This is a genomic window from Flavobacterium sp. W22_SRS_FK3 (assembly GCF_052113665.1).
Lineage (GTDB): Bacteria > Bacteroidota > Bacteroidia > Flavobacteriales > Flavobacteriaceae > Flavobacterium.
In genome coordinates, this window is record NZ_JBGQOF010000001.1 from 264,859 (window position 1) to 286,336 (window position 21,478).

Consider the following 21,478-nt stretch of genomic DNA (forward strand, 5'->3'; position numbering starts at 1 on the left):
TTTTCAAAATAAATTTTTACGAATGTTTTCAATTTTAAAATGGTATTAGATTTTTAAATACTTAACTAATTTGTAGTGACTGGATATTTTTTGTTAACACATAATTCAAAAGGATGGATTATTTGATGAGAAATCAATAATAAAACTCCTTGATGATAACTTTTATTTGATATTATATCAATGCGCTAAAAGGATTTTGTGAAATGTTTGATTTAACAAATGTATTGTTTATTATGTAATTTTATATGTGATTTTTTGTAATATATATTTAATTTACAGGGTTAAATAATTTTTTAAGTAATTTATTTGGAATATAAGTATTTAAACTTATATTTGTGCAATCGATTACATTTTTAGGTTTTTATTGTAATTAATTCTATTTTTGAAATTTATAATTAATAATAAAAACCTATTTATCTGAAATTCAAAAACATTTTGTTTTTAAATTAATTTAAAAGGTTTTAAAACCAAACAAACATAGTTACTATGAGTCAAACCAACAAATCTATTGGAAATTATCGCTGGAGTATATGCGCATTACTGTTTTTTGCAACTACTATTAATTATTTAGACAGACAAGTTCTTTCGTTGACATGGAGCGATTTTATTGCACCAGAATTTCACTGGACCAATAATGATTATGGAAATATTACTGCTTTGTTTTCTATCTTTTATGCTGTATCCTTATTATTTGCAGGAAGATTTGTGGATTGGCTGGATACCAAAAAAGGATTTTTGTGGGCTATTGGAATTTGGTCATTAGGTGCGTGCCTGCATGCATTTTGCGGAATTGCAACTTCAGGAATTATAACTGGAAATTGGTTTGTTGGCTTTGAAGGGGCAAAAGAAACGATCCATGCAGTAAACGATACGGCAATGGTAATCAACGTGAGTGTTACTTTGTTTATTTTTGCCCGTTTTGTATTGGCTGTTGGAGAAGCCGGAAATTTCCCTGCTGCTATTAAAACTACAGCAGAATATTTTCCTAAAAAAGACAGAGCGTTTTCAACAAGTATTTTTAATGCAGGTGCTACTGTTGGTGCTTTGGCTGCACCAATTACGATTCCGTTTATAGCAGAGGCCTTTGGTTGGGAAATGGCTTTTATTATCATTGGGGCTTTAGGTTTTATATGGATGGGGTTTTGGATGTTCATGTATGAAAAACCTGAAAATCATAAAAGAGTTTCTGCTGCAGAATTAGAATACATTCAACAGGATGATATTGCAGATAGTAAAGTTGAAGGATATGTTGCTGAAACCAAAACAAAAGTATCTTTTGTCGATTGCTTTAAATATAAACAAACATGGGCTTTTGCTTTTGGAAAATTTATGACAGATGGTGTTTGGTGGTTCTTTTTGTTCTGGACTCCGGCTTATTTAAGTTCTGTTTACGGAATGGACTCGACTGAATCTGCTCTTCCTTTGTTTGTATTGTATATGATTACCTTACTTTCTATTATTGGAGGATGGCTCCCAACTTATTTTGTTGAAAAGAAAGGGATGAATCCTTATGAAGGCAGAATGAGGGCAATGTTGATTTTTGCGTTTTTCCCATTATTAGCTTTAGTGGCACAGCCATTAGGGCATATAAGTTATTGGTTACCGGTAATTATAATTGGTATTGCAGGTGCAGCTCATCAATCGTGGTCAGCTAATATATTTACAACTGTTGGTGATATGTTTCCGAAAAAAGCAATTGCAACCATTACGGGTATAGGAGGTTTAGCTGGAGGAATTGGTTCTACTATAATAAATAAAGGTTCAGGATTATTATTTGATTATAGTAAAGATACAAATATGTCCTTTATGGGCTTTGAAGGAATTGAGGCAGGCTATTTTATAATTTTTTCAATATGCGCAGTTTGTTACTTAACAGGGTGGATTGTTATGAAATCTTTGGTTCCTAAATATGTTCCTATTACAGACCTTTAAAAACTAATAATTTAAATAAAAAATTTAAGTGTAAAAAACACACAAATAATTTTTTATTTGTACTATGAAATGTAAATATAAAAATATAATTTTGTGCAATCGATTACATTAAAATAAAAAATATGACAAAATATAGTTCCAGATACGCATCAAGCCCAGAAGCAGTAAAGAAATATGATACTCAGGAGCTGAGAAATGAATTTCTGATTGATGATTTGATGCAGGAAGATGAAATGGTTTTTGTTTACTCTCATTATGATAGATATATTACTGGTTCTGCAGTTCCTGTAAAAGGTGATTTAACATTGGAAACAATTGATCCGCTTAAAGCACCTTATTTTTTAGAACGAAGAGAATTAGGAATAATAAATGTTGGAGGAAATGGTTCTGTGGTTGTTGAAGGAACATCTTATCAATTAGGTTTTAAAGATGCTTTGTATATCGGTAGTGGAAACAAAGAAGTGATTTTTAAAAGCGATGATAAAAATAATCCTGCCAAATTTTATTTGAATTCTGCTCCGGCACATACTACATACCCAACAGTAAAAGTAAGCTTAGCTGAAGCAAATAAATTAGAATTAGGAACTATGGAAACGGCAAATCACCGTACTGTAAATCAAATGATTATTGGAAGCGTTGTAACCACTTGTCAACTACAAATGGGTATGACGGAATTAAGACCGGGAAGCGTTTGGAACACAATGCCTGCTCACGTTCACGATCGTCGTATGGAAGTTTATTTCTACTTGGATATTCCTGAAAATCAAGCTGTATGTCATTTTATGGGACAGCCGCAGGAAACAAGACATATCTGGATGAATAATCACCAGGCAGTTATTTCACCACCCTGGTCTATTCACTCAGGTTCCGGAACCAGTAATTACACTTTTATCTGGGGAATGGCTGGCGAGAACTTAGATTACGGAGATATGGATGTATGTAAAATCACAGATTTAAGATAAGAATCATGATGGATTTATTTGATATAAAAGGAAAAGTTGCCCTTATTACAGGAAGTACACACGGACTCGGAATGGCAATGGCAAAAGGATTGGGTCAGGCAGGAGCAACAATTGTAGTGAATGGAAATTCTTCTCAACAAAAAATTGATGATGCTGTAAAACAACTTCAAAATGAAGGAATCAATGCTGTAGGTTATAAATTTAATGTAACCGTAGAAGAAGAAGTTAAAACAGCTGTTCAAAAAATTGAAAGTGAAGTGGGCTCAATTGATATTCTAATTAACAATGCCGGAATCATTAAAAGAGTTCCCTTGTTGGAAATGGAAGTTGCTGATTTCAGAGAAGTGATTGATATTGATTTAGTAAGTCCTTTTATTGTTTCAAAGCATGTTGCCAAAGGAATGATAGAGAGAAGACAAGGAAAAATAATCAATATTTGCTCAATGATGAGCGAATTAGGACGTAATACCGTTTCTGCTTACGCCGCTGCAAAAGGAGGTTTGAAAATGCTAACTAAAAATATGGCAACGGAATGGGCAAAATACAATGTTCAGATAAACGGAATTGGTCCGGGTTATTTTGCTACTGAACAAACAAAACCAATTAGAGTAGATGGAAATCCGTTTAATGATTTTATCATTAGTCGTACACCGGCTGCAAAATGGGGAGATCCAAGTGATTTAGCTGGTGCTGCAATATTTTTATCTTCCAAAGCTAGTGATTTTGTAAACGGTCATATTTTATATGTTGATGGAGGAATTCTGGCAACAATTGGAAAACCATCTAACGAAGAATAATATTCTATTTTATATTTAAAACATGAGCTCGAATAAGACATTCATAAACGATAATTTTTTACTTGAAAATAAATTCGCTGAAGAATTATACCACAATTACTCTAAAAATCAACCTATAATTGATTATCATAATCATTTAAATCCACAGTTTATTGCAGAAGATAAAATTTTCGATAATATTACAAATGTATGGATTAACGGTGATCATTACAAATGGCGTGCAATGCGTACATTAGGAGTGAATGAACAATTTATTACAGGAAATGGTTCTGATAAAGATAAGTTTCTAAACTGGGCTAAAACAGTTCCTTATACAATGCGTAATCCATTGTATCACTGGACTCACTTAGAATTAGCCCGTTATTTTGATATTACCGAGTTATTAAACGAAAAATCTGCTGAAAGTATTTACGAACAAGCTTCTGCAAAAGTAAATTCAGCTGAATACAGTACGCGCAACTTACTTAAAAAAGTAAATGCAGAACTGGTTTGTACTACCGAAGATCCAATTGATACTTTGGAGTTTCACCAAAAATTAAATAAAAACCCTTTTGAAACTAAAATGAGTACGGCTTTCAGGCCTGATAAAGCCATTTTGATTTCAAATGATGGTTACAATGCTTACCTGGACACATTGGGGGATGTGTCCGGAGTAGCAATTAATACATATGCTGATTTACGTGATGCATTAAGAAAAAGAATAGATTTCTTTAATGAAAATGGCTGTAAATTAAGTGATCACGGATTAGATCAGATTTATTTTGAAAACTTTACTGAATCTGAAGTAAATGCAATTTTCAAAAAGAAAAGAGAAAATCAGGCAATAACCCCTGAAGAAGTTTTGAAATTCCAAAGTGCTGTATTGTTGTTTTTATCTGAAACATACCATGAACTTGGATGGGTTCAGCAATTTCACTTAGGAGCTTTACGTAACAATAATGCTCGTATGCATAGAATTTTAGGACCTGATACAGGTTGGGATTCTATTGGAGATTATCCACAGGCTCAAAAATTATCTTCTTTCTTAAACGCATTAGATAGTAAAGATAAATTGACGAAAACGATTATTTATAACTTAAATCCTGCTGATAACGAAGTAATGGCTACCATGATTGGTAACTTTAATGACGGAAGCGTGAGAGGAAAAGTTCAGTTTGGATCAGGATGGTGGTTTTTGGATCAGAAAGATGGAATGACTAAACAATTAAACGCTCTTTCGAACATGGGATTAATTAGTTGTTTCGTAGGAATGTTGACGGATTCAAGAAGTTTCCTGTCGTTTCCAAGACATGAATATTTCCGTAGAATTCTTTGTAATCTTTTAGGAGATGAAATCCAAAGAGGAGAACTTCCTGCTGATATGGAATGGATTGGAAAAATGGTTTCTGATATTTCGTATAACAATGCAAAAGAATATTTTAAATTTTAATTAAGTTATAATGAATAAAGTAGTTGCATTCGGCGAAATAATGTTGCGTTTTTCTACAGAAAGACATTTGCGTTTTTCTCAGGCTAAAGCATTTACGGCATCTTACGGTGGAGGTGAATTCAATGTTTGTGTTTCTTTGGCGAATTATGGAATTGATGCTGAGTTTGTTACCAGATTACCCGAAAACGAAATTGGTTTCTGTGCAGTACAGGAAATGCGTAAAATGAATGTTGAGTCTAAAAATATTGTTTATGGCGGAGAACGCTTAGGAACTTATTATTTAGAAACAGGAGCCGGAACCAGAGGAAGCAATGTGGTATATGATCGCGCGCACAGCTCGATGGCAACTATTCAGAAAGGTAGTATTGATTGGAAAAAAGTATTAGAAGGAGCAACTTGGTTCCACTTTAGCGGAATTACAGCTGCAATTTCTCAAAGTGCTGCAGAAGCCTGTCTGGAAGCAGTTCAGATTGCACACGAATTAGGATTAACTATTTCATGTGATTTGAATTACAGATCAAAATTATGGCAATATGGCAAAACTCCGAGTGAAGTTATGCCTGAATTATTGAAATATAGCAATGTTATCTTAGGAGATATTGATACTGCTTATTTTATGTTGGGAATTCCTAAAGTAAATCCTGATTACCAGGACGAAAAATCATTACCTGCTTTATATTCAAAATTGTATGAGCTATGTCCTAATTTAAAAACAGTAGCGACGACATTACGTTACTCTGTTAGTGCTTCTCACCAAAGAATTGGCGGTGTTTTATGTAACGGAAAAACTATTTTTAATGCAGCTGTACAAGAAGTTACTCCAGTAATTGACAGAGTAGGTAGTGGAGATGCCTTTATGGGTGGATTAATTTACGGATTAGTTGAATATAAAGAAAACAAACAAAAAGCATTAGATTTTGCAGTAGCGGCTTGTTGCTTAAAACATACTATTGCCGGAGATTATAATTTAGTTACGTTAAAAGAAGTTGAAAATATGGCCGGAGGAAACTCTGCCGGATTAGTATCAAGATAAATAAAAATATGGCAAAGTATTCAAGAATTGAAGTCGCTCAGATGATGAAAGATAATGGAATGGTTCCGTTGTTTTTTCATTCCGATATTGAAATCAGTAAAAAAGTATTAAAAGCTTGTTATGATGGTGGATCCAGATTAATGGAATTTACCAGCAGAGGAGATTTTGCTCATGAAGTTTTTGGTGCGTTAAACAAGTATGCTTTGGCAGAATTACCGGGTATGATGTTGGGAGTTGGTTCTATTACTGATGCTGCAGCAGCTTCTGTATATATGAGTTTAGGAGCTAATTTTATTGTAACACCGGTTTTTAGAGAAGACATTGCAATTGCTTGTAATCGTCGTAAAGTATTATGGTCACCAGGCTGTGGTACGCTTACAGAAATTGCAAAAGCTGAAGAATTAGGTTGCGAAATCGTAAAATTATTTCCAGCTGATATTTATGGACCAGAGTTTATTAAAGCAATAAAAGGACCTTGCCCATGGACAAATATTATGCCTACAGGCGGTGTTTATCCAACTGTTGAAAGTTTATCTTCATGGTTAAATGCAGGGGCAACTTGTGTTGGTCTTGGCTCTCAGCTAATTTCTAAAGAATTGTTAGAGAAACAAGATTACGAAGGTTTAAAAAATAAAGTAAGTGATGTTTTGAGCATCATAAAAGATATAAGAAATAAATAGGGAATAATCAGTTTTTAATTCCTTATTAAAAGGCAGTTTTTTTTAGAGTTTTAAAGGTTGTAATTGAACATTACGCTTGAAAATAAAGCTTGTCACTCCTCACAGCAAGCTTTATTTTAAAATTTACAAGTGTAATGTTTCTTTTACAATAATAGAAACGAATAAGGTATTATCAGGGTTGTTTATAACACTTTTACAAAAGAATTAAATGAAAAAATTAAATAGAATAAATACAGGATTAGAAGAGAAGTTTCCAATAAAAGTAGTTCAATTTGGAGAAGGTAATTTCTTAAGAGCTTTCGTTGATTACGCTTTTCACAAACTAAATAAAGAAGTAGATTTCAATGCTGGTATTGCAATTGTTCAGCCATTAAAAGATGGTATGGTAAACATGATTAACGATCAGGATGGTCTTTACACATTGTTTATGAACGGTATCAAAAAGGGTGAAAAAATACAAGATATTGAGCTAATTAGTAATATTGTAAAAGGTGTAAACCCATATACTGAGTTTGCAGATTATTTAGCTTTAGCCAAAGAAGAAGAACTTCAGTTTATTGTTTCAAATACCACAGAAGCCGGAATTGAATTTGTTGAAAGTGATACACCGGATATGCAGCCACCAGCTTCATTTCCTGCAAAGCTGACTGTTTTATTATACGAAAGATTCAAACATTTTAACGGAGATGCTTCTAAAGGATTGACCATCATTCCTTGTGAATTGATTGATTATAACTCTGAGACTCTGAAAAAAATCATCTTGCAATATGTTGATCTATGGAAATTAGAAGATGCATTTAAAACTTGGGTTTCAGATGCTTGTTCTTACCACAGTACTTTGGTTGACAGAATTGTTCCTGGATATCCAAGAGCTGAAATTGAAGAATACAATAACAAATTAGACTATCAGGATAATTTAATTGTTGCTGCTGAACCATTTTTCCTTTGGGCTATTGAAGGAGGTGAAGATTTAAAAGCAAAATTGCCATTTCATAAAACAGATTTGAATGTGAAAATTGTTGATGATATACGTCCTTTCAAAATGATCAAAGTTCGTATCTTGAACGGTGCGCATACTGCAATGGTTCCTTTTTCATTGTTATACGGTAACAAATTAGTAATGGAAACTGTTAACGGAGATTTTACTGGGCCGTTTGTAAACAATGTTATTAGTGAAATTAGCGAAACACTTGCTATGGACAAACATGAAATCACTGCCTATGCTGAAGAGGTAATGGATCGTTTTAAAAATCCATTTATCAAACATGCACTTGCTGATATTGCTTTAAATTCTATCTCAAAATTCAAAGTAAGAGTTTTGCCAAGTTTATTAGGATATTATAATGCAAACAAAAAATTGCCTGTTAATTTGACTTTTTCATTGGCTTCTTTAATCCAATTTTACAAAGGAACATGGAATAACGAAGTATTACCGGTAAAAGATACTCCTGAATTAGTAGAAGCATTTAAAAATGCTTGGCAATTAGGGGATTTAAATTCAGTTGTTGCTAATGTTTTATCTAACACAGAATTCTGGGGTGAAGATTTAACAAAAATTAACGGTTTATCGGAAGCATTAGTAGTAGCTTTAACTGAAATTGAAGCCAATGGAATTGAAAAAGGATATGCTAATTTCAGCAAACAATATTAATTAGAATATATACTTTCTAAAATTATTATCATGCAAAAAAAATTAATAAAAGTAAACCCTTCTGATAATGTAGCTGTTGCATTGGTTAATCTGGTTGCAGGCGAAGTTATTAACTTTGAAGGAGAGGAAATTACTATCGTGTCTGATGTGAAAATGAAACATAAAATTGCGATGTATCCTTTTGAACAAGGAGAACGCATTATTATGTATGGAGTTTTGGTAGGAAAAGCGAGTGCTCCAATTGCAAAAGGAGGATTACTTTCTACTGAAAATGTAAAACATGAAAGTGCAAAAGTAACTGCTAAAACAGAATCTATTGGATGGAATGTTCCTAATGTAGATAAATGGAAAGACAGAACCTTTATGGGTTATCATAGAGAAGATGGACAAGTTGGAACTGAAAATGTTTGGTTGTTCTTCCCATTGGTATTTTGTGAAAACAGAAATATTGAAATCTTAAAAGGTATTTTCGAAAAGGAATTGTCTAAACCTAAAGAAAACGATTACCAGTTGTTACTTCGTTCTTTAGTTAATACTGAAAAAGGAGCTGCAGATGTTGTTGAAAAATCAACCGAAGTAGATTTGTTTGAAAATATTGAAGTAAAATTTATCCAACATCAAGGTGGTTGTGGAGGTATTCGTCAGGATTCTCATAGTTTGGCTAAATTATTAGCTGGTTATGTAAACAATCCAAATGTTGCTGGTGCTACTGTTTTAAGTTTAGGTTGTCAAAATTTGCAAATTTCTATTTTTCAGGATGCGATGAAAGCAATTAATCCAGACTACAACAAACCGGTTTTGATTTACGACCAACAACAAATCGGTACTATCGAAGAAATGTTGAGTACTGTAGTAAAAGATTCATTTGCAGCGATCAAAGAAGCTAATAAAATTGAAAGAAAACCTGCTCCATTATCAAAATTAAGAATTGGTTTGGAGTGTGGTGGATCTGACGGATTTTCAGGAATTTCTGCTAACCCAACATTAGGAGTGTTATCTGATAACTTGGTTGCTTTAGGAGGAACTACAATTCTTTCTGAATTCCCTGAATTATGTGGAGTAGAACAAGAATTGGTAAACCGTTGCGTAGATGATAAAGATGGAAAACGTTTCTTAGAGTTAATGCAGTGGTACGAAAAAACAGTTGTAGATGCAGGTTCTGGATTTGATATGAATCCATCTCCAGGTAACATTAAAGACGGTTTGATTACAGATGCAATGAAATCTGCAGGTGCTGCTAAAAAAGGAGGAACTTCACCAATCGTAGGTGTTTATGATTACGGAGAATATATCAATGAACCAGGTTTTACATTACTATGTACTCCTGGAAATGACGTAGAATGTACAACTGCAATGGTAGGATCAGGAGCAAATATGGTATTGTTTACAACAGGTTTAGGAACTCCAACAGGAAATCCAATAGCACCGGTTGTAAAGGTGTCATCTAACACTCAATTGGCTACAAAAATGTCTGATATTATTGATATTGACACTGGTGGAATTATCACGGGTGAGAAATCAATTAATGAAATGGCAGATGAAATGTTAGAATTTATTATTGATGTTGCTAGTGGAACAATCAAAACTAAAGCAGCAATTTTAAATCAAAATGATTTTATCCCTTGGAAAAGAGGTGTTTCGCTTTAATAAAGCTTATTAGTAAATAAAAAACCTATTAAAAGGTAGTTCTTGTTGAAGATTTACGGATGTGTAATTCTGGTGCAAGTACTACCTTTTTTTCGATTTTAACCGCATCCGTTTTACCTACCTGCTCTAAGAAAACACGAGCAGCCATTCTTCCCATTTCAAGTGGTGACTGGTCAACAGAAGTTATAGAAAGCTCCATGAATTTAGTAAAAGGCTCATTACTAAAGCCAGCAACGCAAAACTCTCCCGGTATATTTATATTTCTTTCTTTTAATTCCTGAATAGCTCCCAACGCAGCAAAATCACTTGAAGAAAATATGGCATCGGGTGGAGTTTCAAGTTCTAATAGAATATTAATTGCGTTTTTCCCTGCTTCCACACTACTTTTAGACTGAATGACATATTTTTCGTTAAATTGGATTCCACTATCTGATAAGGCTTGTTTGTATCCTAAAAATCTATTTTTAAAAATTTCCAAAGATTGATCTCCTGATAAATGTGCGATGTATCTGCATCCCTGATTAATTAATTGTTTCGTAGCAATGTATCCCCCTTTGAAGTCATTAATAGTGACTGAACTTACACCATCTATATGTTTACTTCTATCGAAAAATATCAAGGGTACATTTTTTTGTAACACATTGTGAAAAGCACTATCATTTTCATTCGTAACATCAGTAACAGACATTAAAATTCCATCAACCTGAGCATCAATTAAAGTATAAAGATTTTCGTTTTCTCTCTTAGGATTTTCATGAGTTTGACAAATAATTACTTGATAACCATGTGGGTAAAGTTCTTCTTCAATGCCTCTAATTACAGATGCGAAAAAATTACTGTCAACGCGGGGAACAATCACACCAATATTATTACTTTTTCCACTTTTTAAAGCAAGAGCTAATTTGTTTTGTTTGTAGTTCATCGAAGCAGCTGTTTCAAGGACTAACTCTCTTGTACTTTCTTTTATTTTAGGATTGTTATTTAATGCTCTTGAAACCGTTGCAGCAGTGATGTTTAGCTTTTTGGCAATATCATATATGGTTATTTTTTCACTCATTAAAAAAAAATTATTTTGTTTATTTTAACACAAAAATACATTTTTTTTGGATATTCCAATATAAAATGTTATCGATTACCTAAATTCTTTTGTTTAGTTAGAATGCTGATACAATAATAAAAATTTATATAAATTTTTGTAATAAGTGTAAATTAATTTTACAATTAAAATTGATTATATAAATTATTTAGAAAATAATTTGCTCTATTGGATCAATTTATCTATTTTCGTGTAATCGATTACATAGGTAATGAACCTAATTTTAAAAATAGAAATTTTAACAAATGATTATATATAAAGCTTTAAAATATAATTTGGTTTTTCTTCTTTCAGCGTTTGCTTTGTGTTTTTTATCATGTGGTATTAAAACAAAAGATGTTTCAAGTTTTAATCCTTGGAAAAAAATGGATTCGATTGCTAAAAATATTGTCAAAACTAAATTTTTAGATAATAATTATAATATTAAAGATTATGGGGCAATTGATGATGGAATAACATTTAATACGTTAGCTTTTGAAAAAGCTATAAAAGAATGTGCAGAAAGAGGTGGTGGTAGAGTAATTGTTCCAAATGGTAAATTTTTAACTGGACCCATACATTTAGAGAGTAATGTGAATTTACATCTGGAAGATAATGCTGAAATTCTGTTTAGTACAAATCCAAAAGATTATCCTATAGTTCATACTTCTTGGGAAGGTACAGAGTTGATGAATTATTCGCCACTTATTTATGCTAAAAATAAAACTAATGTAGCTATAACGGGTAATGGTACTTTGAATGGTCAGGCTAATACGAATAATTGGTGGGTTTGGTCAGGTGGTAAAACATATGGCTGGGAAAAAGGGATTCCTTCGCAAAATGATCCTGACAATCGTGAAGTTTTAGTTGATATGGCTGAAAAGGGAGTCCCGGTTACAGAAAGAGTTTTTGGAGAAGGTCGTTATTTGCGACCTAATTTTATTGAGTTTTTTGAATGTAATACTGTTTTAATAAAAGATGTCAAGGTAGTTAATGCCCCTTTCTGGATTTTGCATCCAATGAAATCCAATAACATAATTATTGACGGGGTTACGATAAATAGCCACGGTCCTAATAACGATGGCTGTGATCCAGAATATTCGCAAAATGTAATAATTAGAAATTGTGTATTTAATACCGGGGATGATTGTATAGCTATAAAATCAGGAAGAGATGCTGACGGAAGAAGAGTTGGAATCCCTAGTAAAAATATTATTGTGCAGAACTGTAAAATGATTGATGGTCACGGAGGTGTTGTAATTGGAAGTGAAATATCTGGAGGCGTTAATAATGTTTTTGTTGAAAATTGTATTATGGATAGTCCAAATTTAGACAGGGCGATTCGTATTAAAACAAATTCTAAACGAGGAGGGATTATTGAAGATGTTTATGTAAGAAATCTGCAAGTAGGAACAGTTAAAGAATGCGTTTTAAAACTAAATATGTTTTATAATGTTTACGGCTCGCAAACAGGAAATTTTATTCCGGTTATCAGAAATATAAGTTTAGAGAATGTAAAAGTGAAAAAGGCAGGTCAATATGGAATTAGGGCAGAAGGATATGAAAATTCTCCTGTGGAAAACGTAACGCTAAAAAATGTAGTCATCGAAAAAGCGGATTCCATATACTTATTGAAAAATATTAAGAATTTTAATTTTATAAATACCTATATCAATGACAAAAAAGTAGAATCAATTAAAGAATAAAATTGAAATTATTATTTGATTGCTTTATTATCATTTGAATTATTTAAAAAGGAGTTTGGTATTTAGCCAAACTCCTTTCTTAACTAAATTTTAGTTTTTTTGTTATGAAGAATATCTTTTTATTAGGACTGTTTTTTTTCTCAAATACTTTTTTTGCACAAAGCAATTATAGTATTGATTCTTCATATACTGTAAAAAACACCTATACAAAGCTGATAAAAAAATATCCTTTCATAGAAATAGCTCCGGAATTAAAAAACACCAATGTTACTGAAATTATTGATGCTGTTTATGGACAAAATAAAAACAGAATACTGCATTTGGACGCTTATTTTAATGAGACAAAAAAGAAAAATCCTGCAGTGGTAATGATTCACGGAGGTGGCTGGAGATCTGGAAATAAAAGTCACATGAAAGTAATGGCGCAGGAAATTGCTTCAAATGGCTATTCATGTTTTGCCATAGAATATACGCTTTCATTGGAAGCTAAATATCCGCAAGGAGTTTATGATATTAAAAATGCTATTAAGTTTATAAAAGATAATGCTAAAAAATATAATGTAGATCCAGACAAAGTTGCTGTTTTAGGATGTTCTTCAGGAGGTCAAATGGCAGCTTTGATTGGTACAACAAATAAAAAAACAGCTTTTGAAGATGTAAATAATAAAAGTAAATCATCATCAAAAGTTCAGGCTATTATTGATGTAGACGGAGTTTTAGCTTTTAAACATCCGGAATCATCAGAGGGAGATATGGCTGCTTTTTGGCTTGATGGAACTTCTGATGAAAATCCAGTAAACTGGAAAAATGCTTCGGCTTTAACGCATACAGATAAACATGCACCACCAATATTGTTTGTTAACTGCAGTATTAACCGGTTTCATGCAGGTCGAGACGACATGATCTCGATTTTAAATAAATATAAAATTTATAGTGAAGTCCATACAATTAAAGATACTCCTCATTCATTTTGGTTTTTTAATCCATGGTTTGATGAAACAGTTCTTTATGCGACCCAATTTCTGGATAAAATATTTAAATAAGTAATAATTAATAGGCATCATAGAATGAAGAGATCCTTTTTAAAATTTAATTTTTATGTAAGTATAATTGTTTTGTTGATTTTTGGTTACGGCAAGGCTATGGCTCAGGGTAATATTCAAAATGCATTGAGTATTTCAGAGCAGTTAAAATGGTCAGAAAGAATGGCATTGTCGATAATGAAAAGAAATCCTGAAGCATGGAGAATTGATGGACACGAAGCTCCCAAATGGGACTACAAAATTGGTATGATTTTGTTAGCTTATCAAAGACTGTACAATAAAACCAATGATATAAAATATTATGACTATGTAAAAGGTTATGCAGATACTTTTGTTGAAAATGATGGCACTATTAAAAAGTTCGATCCTAAAAATCATAGTCTTGATAATATAAACGCAGGAAAAATATTTTTTGATTTGTATGATAATACAAAAGACGTAAAGTATTTAACTGCCCTTAAAACATTAAGAAACAATTTTAACGATTACCCAAGAACATCATCTGGCGGATTTTGGCACAAAAAAATCTATCCGAATCAAATGTGGTTAGATGGTTTGTATATGGGAGAGCCTTTTTATGCAAGATATAATGCTGAATTTGAAAATGAAGATAAATTAAATGATGTAGCGCTTCAATTTGAGCTGCTGAATAAGCATTCGTTTGATAAAAAAACAAAACTTTATTTTCATGCTTGGGATGAAAGCAAACAAATGCCATGGGCAAATAAAGAAACTGGTACAGCTCCTAATATTTGGTTAAGAGCTCTCGGATGGTATGGTATGGCATTAGTTGACGCATTAGATTATTTTCCAAAAGACCATCCAAAGCGAAATGAATTAATAGGGTATTTAAATGAATTAGCACTTGCAGTTACTAAATATCAGGACCAATCTGGATTGTGGTATCAAATTCCAAATTTGAAAAATAAAAAAGGCAATTATTTGGAATCTTCTGGTTCGTCAATGTTAGTTTATTTTTTATCAAAAGGAGTTCATAAAGGATATTTGCCAGCTAAATTTGAAAAAGTTGCTGAAAAAGGCTTCAATGGTTTAATAAACAGCCTTATTAGTGTTGACAAGGACGGTGAGATTCATATTGCACAAGTTTGTCAAAGTGCCGGATTAGGAGGTGATCCTTACCGGGATGGTTCATTTGAATATTATATGAATGAAAAAATTGTAACTGATAATTCTCATGGCTTAGGAGCTTTTTTATTGGCTGCCATAGAATTAGATAAATAAAAAATTCCAAAAAAAGTTAAAATAATTACTATGTTAAACAACACACACAACACTTTAAAAGCCGTAACACTTTTTGTTTCACTCGCATTTTTTAGTTGTAAAACGGGATCGTCTGAGGCAGCAAAAAGTGCAGATTCTGAAACAATAGTTTCTAAAGATTTGAAATGGTCTGATAAAATGGCTTTGACTTTGATGAAACGTCATCCGGAATCCTGGCAAATTGACGATTCTAAAGCACCAAAATGGGACTATGTTCATGGTCTTGTTTTATATTCATTCGAAGAACTATATAAAAAAAATCCAGATCCAAAATACGCCTCCTATGTTCAGGGATATTTAGATGCTTTAGTTGAAAATGACGGGACTATCAAAACGTATGAAATAGAAAAACACAATATTGATATGATTGTGGCTGGTCGTCTACTTTTTAATGCCTACGACAAAACCAAAGAACACAAATATTTAAAAGCAATGCAATTATTGCGTCAGCAATTAACAGAACAGCCAAGAACGCAATCTGGTGGATTTTGGCACAAAAAAATCTATCCTAATCAAATGTGGTTAGATGGCTTGTATATGGGTGAACCTTTTTATGCTCAATACACAGCTACTTTTGAAAATGGAAAAAATCTTGATGATATTGCGCATCAATTCGAACAAATCCAATTACATGCAACTGATCCAAAAACTGGTTTATTGTATCACGGCTGGGACGAAAGTAAACAAATGCCGTGGGCTGATAAAGTAACAGGAAATTCACCAAACTTCTGGTCAAGAGCTCTAGGCTGGTATGTTATGGCTTTGGTTGATGCACTGGATTATTTTCCAAAGGATCATCCTAAACAAAAAGAATTGGTTTTGTATTTGAATAATGTTTCAGAAAGTTTAGCGAAGTATCAGGATAAATCAGGTTTATGGTATCAGGTAACAGATAAAATGGGTAAAGAAGGAAATTATTTAGAGGCGTCAGGATCATCAATGTTTGCTTATGCATTTGCAAAAGGTGCTAATAAAGGATATTTACCTTCAAAATTTAAAAAATTAGCGAATAAAGCTTTTGATGGTTTAACTACACAATTAATGAAAGTAGATGCTGATGGAACAATTACCTTAACTCAGGCTTGTCAGGTTGCTGGCTTGGGAGGTAATCCATACAGAGATGGTTCTTACGAATATTATGTAAATGAAAAAAGGAAAGATAACGACCCAAAAGCTACAGGGCCCTTTATTTTAGCTGCATTAGAATTAAACAGATAAGAAATATATCCTTTTGGAAATGAAAATTATTAAAATTGCCGTTTTAGTTTTTTGTAGTAGTCATATGCTAAATATGACTGCACAAGATAAGAACGAAAATAATTACTCGAAAGTCTGGGTTGCTGATCAAGGTGATGGGACATATAAAAATCCTATTTTATACGCTGATTATTCAGATCCGGATGTCATAAGGGTTGGGGATGATTATTATATGACAGCCTCATCTTTCAATTGTATTCCGGGCTTGCCGATTCTTCACTCAAAAGATTTGGTTAACTGGAAATTAATTGGGTATGCACTTTCTAAACAAAAACCTTTGGAAGTTTACAATGAAGTTCAACACGGAAATGGTGTCTGGGCTCCATGTATTCGTTTTCATAATAATGAATTTTTTATTTATTATCCTGATCCAGATTTTGGAATTTATGTTGTTAAAGCAAAAAAAGCGCAGGGTCCCTGGTCAGAACCAATTATGGTAAAAGAAGGAAAAGGCTTGATTGATCCGACGCCCTTGTGGGATGAGGATGGTAAAGCCTATTTAGGTTATGCCTTTGCAGGCAGCCGTGCAGGTATAAAAAGTGCATTGGCAGTTTGTTCAATGACCCCAGATGGCTTATTAGCAAATAATGATGACGTTATGATTATTGACGGTCATAAAGATGAACCAACTATTGAGGGACCTAAGTTTTACAAAAGAAACGGTTATTATTATATATTCGCTCCAGCAGGAGGTGTAGCAACGGGATGGCAAACGGTTTTAAGATCTAAACATATATATGGTCCCTATGAAAAAAGGAAAGTAATGGATCAGGGAAAATCGTCTGTAAATGGTCCTCATCAGGGGGGGTGGGTTCAGACACAGACCGGAGAAGATTGGTTTATTCATTTTCAGGATCAGTTTGCTTATGGCAGAGTAGTTCATTTGCAGCCTATGAAGTGGCAAAATGATTGGCCTGTAATTGGAATTGATCAAGATAATGACGGTATTGGTGAGCCAGTTATGGTTTATAAAAAACCGAATGTCGGTAAAAAAACATTCCCTATTGAAACTCCACCTGAAAGCGATGAATTTAATAATCCTAAACTTGGGCTTCAATGGCAGTGGCATTCAAACCCGCAAATAACCTGGGGATTTCCGACTACAATGGGATATTATAATTTAAATTGCATTCCTGCTCCAAAAGATTACAACAATCTGTTTGATGTTCCCAATTTACTTTTGCAAAAACTCCCGGCAAATGAGTTTACGGCTACAACAAAAATTACGTTCAATTCAAGATTTGATGGCGAATATACCGGATTGTTAATTATGGGATTGGATTATAGCTTTTTATGTCTGAAACAAGAGGATGGAAAATTATTTCTCTCACAAAAAACAGCTTTAAAATCTGATAAAAAAGGAATCGAATCTGAGAGTAAGAAAATTACAGTGAAGGAGAATACAATTTACCTGCAAGTCAAAGTCAAAGCAGGTGGAATTTGTAATTTCCTTTATAGTGAAGATGGACAAAAATTTAATCCTGTTGGCGAAAGTTTTACAGCAAGAGAAGGTAAGTGGATAGGTGCTAAAATAGGTTTTTTGGCACTTAGGGAAGGTATTATAAATGATGCTGGAAATGTTGCTATAGATTGGTTCAGAGTAAGTAATGAAAACTAAAAAAACTATATAAATAAATAACTAAATTAACTAATTAATGAATCAACTTAAAAAAACTGTATTATTACTTTTGATCTGTAGCAACTATTATGTTAACGGACAAGAAAAGGCCAAAAAGTGGCCGGATTTAATTATAAAAAGTTACTCTGCCTGGTTTGGTTCTGAGGAGGGTAAAAAAATAGGTGAAAATGTCTTGCTTTACCAAAGAGATATTGGTGGTTGGCCAAAAAACATTCAAATGTTAAAAGAATTGACAGAAGAAGAGAAAGAAAAGTTAATAGCGCTAAAACCTACAGGAAAAGATTGTACCATAGACAATAGAGCAACAACACAGGAAATACTTTTTGTATCTAAAATGTATGCTCAGACAAAAGAAGAAAAATATAAAGATTCATTTTTAAGAGCAATTGATTATTTACTTTCAGCACAATATCCTAATGGTGGATGGCCTCAATTCTTTCCATTAAAAAAAGGATATTATACGCATATCACTTATAACGATAATGCAATGGTTGATGTTTTGAATGTATTGAGAGAAATAGGTAATGAAACAAACTACTATAGTATTAAACCTCCAAAGGAAACTGTTGATAAAGCTAAAATTGCTTTCGAAAAAGGGATTGATTGCATTTTAAAGACACAGTATAAACAAAATGGTGTTTTAACGGTATGGTGCGCACAGCATGATGAAGTTACTTTTGCACCTGCTGATGCAAGAGCATATGAACTTGCTTCGTTAAGTGGTAAAGAATCTGCCAAAGTAGTATTATTATTAATGTCTATTGAAAATCCGTCACCAGAAGTGAAAACAGCTGTTAAAAGTGCTTATGACTGGTTCGAAAAAACAAAAATTACTAATCTTAGAGAAGAGCGTATATATGATGAAGATGGTAAAATTATAGGTAAAAAAATGTATCCTACAGAAGATGTAGCGCCTATATGGCCAAGATTTGCTGAGCTTGACACTAATGAAGCAATTTTTTGTGACCGCGACGGAATCAAAAAGAGATTTATAACGGATATTGGAGAAGAGAGAAGAAATGGATATTCATGGTATTCTAATGAACCAAAGGAAGTTTTGAAAAAATATAAAAAATGGGCAAAAAAAAACAATTTAGAGAAAACGGATTCAGAATAATTCTTAGAGAATGAATAAAGATCTTGCTTATAAAAATAAAAAATCATGAATATTAGGCTTTTTTTCCTGGCATTATGTTCAACAATTACTTTTGCTCAGGATCATAATTTTCCAAGAGCAAAAGTAGATTCTATTGTTAATAGAATTCAGTTACCTAAAATCCCTTCTTTTCAAATTAACGTTGTAAAATTGGGAGCTAAAGGTGATTCTATTTCCAATAGCAAGCCTTTTTTTGATGAGGCAATGGCTTTGTGCAAAAAGAATAACGGCGGAACAATTGTAGTTCCAAAGGGAGTTTATCTTTTAAACGGTCCAATCCATTTTGTGAGCAATGTCAATTTAAAGATCGAAAAAGACGCAAAAATTAAATTTAGTGATAAACCTGAAGATTATCTGCCTATGGTTTTAACCAGTTGGGAAGGTACAATGCTTTATAATTACAGTCCATTAATTTATGCCTATGATTGCAAAAATATTGCTTTAACTGGTGAAGGAATAATTGATGGGGAAGGAGGCAGGACCTGGAAAACTTTTAAAGCACAAGAAGCAAAAGGTAAAGAGCTGAGCCGTGAAATGAATCATAACACTGTTCCATTAAAAGACAGAAAATTTGGTGAAGGTTACTTTTTGCGTCCGCAAATGATTCAGTTTTTTAACTGTAAAAACATTTTGGTTGAAGATATCCGTATTGAGAACTCTCCTTTTTGGTGCCTTCATTTGCTAAAATCAGAAAGTATAACAGTTAGAGGAATAAGTTATAAATCATTAAATTATAATAATGACGGAATAGATCCTGAGTATGCCAAAGATGTTTTGATCGAAAATGTGACGTTCAACAACGGTGACGATAATGTAGCGATAAAAGCGGGGAGAGATCATGAAGGAAGAGCTAATTCGGTTACACCAAGTGAAAACATTGTTATTAGAAACTGCAATTTCAAGGGGCTACACGGAGTAGTTATAGGCAGCGAAATGTCTGCCGGAGTACAAAATGTGTTTGTTGAAAATTGCAAAACAGTTGGTTATTTGAAAAGAGGAATTTATTTAAAAACCAACGCAGACAGAGGAGGTTTTATAAAAAATATTTTTGTTCGAAATATTCAATTGGATGAAGTCGAAGATTGTCTTTATATAACGGCTAATTATCACGGAGAAGGTAAAGGGTTTCAGTCTGAGATATCAAATGTTTCTTTCTCTGATATTTCATGTAACAAAGCATCAGCTTCAGGAATCGTTATCCAGGGATTTCCAGATAAAAAAATCAAAAATATTTCGTTGAACAACATCGAAATAAAATGGGCTAAAAACGCCATATCAACTACAAATGCTGAAAATGTAATTCTTAATGAAGTCTTCATTGGAGAGAAAGCTACAGTTCCTTCAGCAGCAAAATAGATTAATAAAATAAAAAAAATGAAAAAGTATATTTTAATTCTGTTGGTTTCAGCAGCTTGTTTTTCACAAAAAACTACTGTTTACACCATTGGAGATTCGACAATGGCAAACAAAAAAGATCCGGATAAAAACCCTGAACATGGGTGGGCTCAAGTGTTACAGTCTTTTTTTAAAGACGATGTTATAATCGAAAATAAAGCTTTAAATGGAAGAAGTACGAGAAGTTTTATTGATGAAAAACATTGGGACGAAGTGTATGGAAAGCTTAAAAAAGGAGATTATGTTTTTATTGAGTTTGGTCATAATGATGAAAAAAATATGGATTCATTGCGTTATACAAATCCACATACAGCATACAGACATAATTTAATTCGTTTTGTAAAAGAAACTCGTTCTAAAGGAGCTATTCCTATTTTGTTAAGCTCTATTGCAAGAAGAAATTTTAATGAAAAAGGGGTTTTAATAGCTACTCATGGGGATTATCCATTAGAAGCGAGATTAGTGGCTCAGGAGTTTAAAGTTCCTTTTATTGATTTGGAGTATTATACAGAGTTGCTGGAACAATCTTATGGTCCTGAGAAATCAAAACAATTGCATTTGCATTTTAAAGCAGGTGAAACCCCATATTATAAAGAGGCTAAAGATGATGATACGCATCTTTCGTTAAAAGGCGCAACAGAAATTGCTCAAATAGTGGTTAATCAAATAAAACTTTTAGAAGATCCTTCTGTTGAAAAACTTAAGAAAGGAATTAAATAGAAATTTAAATATTCTAAAATAAAAATCGTATCCGTTTAACTTTTTTGTAAAGTTTAGGATACGATTTTTTTATTT

General features: G+C 32.7%; 17 protein-coding genes. 16 read left to right on the plus strand and 1 reads right to left on the minus strand.

Annotated features, from left to right (window positions below):
* The first annotated feature begins 486 nt into the window (after positions 1-486).
* From ACEN2I_RS01230 to ACEN2I_RS01265, 8 genes are all read left to right on the plus strand, one after another.
* Entirely contained in the window at positions 487-1,932 is a 1,446-nt protein-coding gene (locus ACEN2I_RS01230; RefSeq protein ID WP_441764298.1) for an MFS transporter, read from the plus strand.
* A gap of 122 nt (positions 1,933-2,054) precedes the next feature.
* Complete coding sequence (gene kduI, locus ACEN2I_RS01235; protein WP_441764299.1) at positions 2,055-2,894, plus strand: 5-dehydro-4-deoxy-D-glucuronate isomerase; 840 nt, start codon at positions 2,055-2,057, stop codon at positions 2,892-2,894.
* 5 nt (positions 2,895-2,899) lie between these two features.
* On the plus strand, positions 2,900-3,691 hold the full coding sequence (locus tag ACEN2I_RS01240) for a gluconate 5-dehydrogenase (RefSeq protein ID WP_441764300.1): 792 nt from the start codon (positions 2,900-2,902) through the stop codon (positions 3,689-3,691).
* Positions 3,692-3,713: 22 nt separating this feature from the next.
* Positions 3,714-5,120, plus strand: a complete 1,407-nt coding sequence (gene uxaC, locus ACEN2I_RS01245) for a glucuronate isomerase (RefSeq protein ID WP_441764301.1) — start codon at positions 3,714-3,716, stop codon at positions 5,118-5,120.
* A gap of 10 nt (positions 5,121-5,130) precedes the next feature.
* Positions 5,131-6,153, plus strand: coding sequence for a PfkB family carbohydrate kinase (locus ACEN2I_RS01250; protein ID WP_441764302.1), 1,023 nt, complete (start codon positions 5,131-5,133; stop codon positions 6,151-6,153).
* A gap of 8 nt (positions 6,154-6,161) precedes the next feature.
* Positions 6,162-6,833, plus strand: coding sequence for a bifunctional 4-hydroxy-2-oxoglutarate aldolase/2-dehydro-3-deoxy-phosphogluconate aldolase (locus ACEN2I_RS01255; protein WP_441764303.1), 672 nt, complete (start codon positions 6,162-6,164; stop codon positions 6,831-6,833).
* 208 nt (positions 6,834-7,041) lie between these two features.
* Positions 7,042-8,484: a tagaturonate reductase gene (locus tag ACEN2I_RS01260; RefSeq protein ID WP_441764304.1), complete on the plus strand. Its 1,443-nt coding sequence runs from the start codon at positions 7,042-7,044 to the stop codon at positions 8,482-8,484.
* 30 nt (positions 8,485-8,514) lie between these two features.
* Positions 8,515-10,131: a UxaA family hydrolase gene (locus ACEN2I_RS01265; protein ID WP_441764305.1), complete on the plus strand. Its 1,617-nt coding sequence runs from the start codon at positions 8,515-8,517 to the stop codon at positions 10,129-10,131.
* A gap of 28 nt (positions 10,132-10,159) precedes the next feature.
* On the opposite strand, the gene ACEN2I_RS01270 is transcribed toward ACEN2I_RS01265, so the two are convergent.
* Positions 10,160-11,188: a LacI family DNA-binding transcriptional regulator gene (locus tag ACEN2I_RS01270; protein WP_441764306.1), complete on the minus strand. Its 1,029-nt coding sequence runs from the start codon at positions 11,186-11,188 to the stop codon at positions 10,160-10,162.
* Positions 11,189-11,472: 284 nt separating this feature from the next.
* Here ACEN2I_RS01270 and ACEN2I_RS01275 point away from each other — a divergent pair, with 284 nt between their 5' ends.
* From ACEN2I_RS01275 to ACEN2I_RS01310, 8 genes are all read left to right on the plus strand, one after another.
* A complete protein-coding gene (locus ACEN2I_RS01275; protein ID WP_441764307.1) occupies positions 11,473-12,912 on the plus strand; it encodes a glycoside hydrolase family 28 protein in 1,440 nt (479 codons plus the stop codon).
* Between the two features lie 104 nt (positions 12,913-13,016).
* Positions 13,017-13,955 carry an alpha/beta hydrolase fold domain-containing protein gene (locus ACEN2I_RS01280; RefSeq protein ID WP_441764308.1) on the plus strand — a complete coding sequence of 313 codons (939 nt, stop codon included), beginning with the start codon at positions 13,017-13,019 and terminating at the stop codon, positions 13,953-13,955.
* Positions 13,956-13,979: 24 nt separating this feature from the next.
* Positions 13,980-15,197, plus strand: a complete 1,218-nt coding sequence (locus ACEN2I_RS01285) for a glycoside hydrolase family 88/105 protein (RefSeq protein ID WP_441764309.1) — start codon at positions 13,980-13,982, stop codon at positions 15,195-15,197.
* Positions 15,198-15,227: 30 nt separating this feature from the next.
* A complete protein-coding gene (locus ACEN2I_RS01290) occupies positions 15,228-16,454 on the plus strand; it encodes a glycoside hydrolase family 88/105 protein (RefSeq protein WP_441764310.1) in 1,227 nt (408 codons plus the stop codon).
* Positions 16,455-16,527: 73 nt separating this feature from the next.
* Entirely contained in the window at positions 16,528-18,111 is a 1,584-nt protein-coding gene (locus ACEN2I_RS01295) for a glycoside hydrolase family 43 protein (protein WP_441764311.1), read from the plus strand.
* 37 nt (positions 18,112-18,148) lie between these two features.
* Positions 18,149-19,249 carry a pectate lyase gene (pelA, locus tag ACEN2I_RS01300; protein WP_441764312.1) on the plus strand — a complete coding sequence of 367 codons (1,101 nt, stop codon included), beginning with the start codon at positions 18,149-18,151 and terminating at the stop codon, positions 19,247-19,249.
* Between the two features lie 45 nt (positions 19,250-19,294).
* Positions 19,295-20,644 carry a glycoside hydrolase family 28 protein gene (locus ACEN2I_RS01305; RefSeq protein WP_441764313.1) on the plus strand — a complete coding sequence of 450 codons (1,350 nt, stop codon included), beginning with the start codon at positions 19,295-19,297 and terminating at the stop codon, positions 20,642-20,644.
* Positions 20,645-20,662: 18 nt separating this feature from the next.
* On the plus strand, positions 20,663-21,403 hold the full coding sequence (locus ACEN2I_RS01310; RefSeq protein WP_441764314.1) for a rhamnogalacturonan acetylesterase: 741 nt from the start codon (positions 20,663-20,665) through the stop codon (positions 21,401-21,403).
* Positions 21,404-21,478 lie beyond the last annotated feature (75 nt).

Excerpts from the sequence above, each read along its gene's own strand:
- ACEN2I_RS01260 (WP_441764304.1), top strand. The coding sequence starts at position 7,042 with ATGAAAAAATTAAATAGAATAAATACAGGATTAGAAGAGAAGTTTCCA.
- kduI (WP_441764299.1), top strand. The coding sequence starts at position 2,055 with ATGACAAAATATAGTTCCAGATACGCATCAAGCCCAGAAGCAGTAAAG.
- ACEN2I_RS01240 (WP_441764300.1), top strand. The coding sequence starts at position 2,900 with ATGATGGATTTATTTGATATAAAAGGAAAAGTTGCCCTTATTACAGGA.
- ACEN2I_RS01285 (WP_441764309.1), top strand. The coding sequence starts at position 13,980 with ATGAAGAGATCCTTTTTAAAATTTAATTTTTATGTAAGTATAATTGTT.
- ACEN2I_RS01265 (WP_441764305.1), top strand. The coding sequence starts at position 8,515 with ATGCAAAAAAAATTAATAAAAGTAAACCCTTCTGATAATGTAGCTGTT.
- ACEN2I_RS01305 (WP_441764313.1), top strand. The coding sequence starts at position 19,295 with ATGAATATTAGGCTTTTTTTCCTGGCATTATGTTCAACAATTACTTTT.
- pelA (WP_441764312.1), top strand. The coding sequence starts at position 18,149 with ATGAATCAACTTAAAAAAACTGTATTATTACTTTTGATCTGTAGCAAC.
- ACEN2I_RS01230 (WP_441764298.1), top strand. The coding sequence starts at position 487 with ATGAGTCAAACCAACAAATCTATTGGAAATTATCGCTGGAGTATATGC.
- ACEN2I_RS01280 (WP_441764308.1), top strand. The coding sequence starts at position 13,017 with ATGAAGAATATCTTTTTATTAGGACTGTTTTTTTTCTCAAATACTTTT.
- uxaC (WP_441764301.1), top strand. The coding sequence starts at position 3,714 with ATGAGCTCGAATAAGACATTCATAAACGATAATTTTTTACTTGAAAAT.
- ACEN2I_RS01255 (WP_441764303.1), top strand. The coding sequence starts at position 6,162 with ATGGCAAAGTATTCAAGAATTGAAGTCGCTCAGATGATGAAAGATAAT.
- ACEN2I_RS01250 (WP_441764302.1), top strand. The coding sequence starts at position 5,131 with ATGAATAAAGTAGTTGCATTCGGCGAAATAATGTTGCGTTTTTCTACA.
- ACEN2I_RS01295 (WP_441764311.1), top strand. The coding sequence starts at position 16,528 with ATGACTGCACAAGATAAGAACGAAAATAATTACTCGAAAGTCTGGGTT.
- ACEN2I_RS01275 (WP_441764307.1), top strand. The coding sequence starts at position 11,473 with ATGATTATATATAAAGCTTTAAAATATAATTTGGTTTTTCTTCTTTCA.
- ACEN2I_RS01270 (WP_441764306.1), bottom strand. The coding sequence starts at position 11,188 with ATGAGTGAAAAAATAACCATATATGATATTGCCAAAAAGCTAAACATC.
- ACEN2I_RS01290 (WP_441764310.1), top strand. The coding sequence starts at position 15,228 with ATGTTAAACAACACACACAACACTTTAAAAGCCGTAACACTTTTTGTT.
- ACEN2I_RS01310 (WP_441764314.1), top strand. The coding sequence starts at position 20,663 with ATGAAAAAGTATATTTTAATTCTGTTGGTTTCAGCAGCTTGTTTTTCA.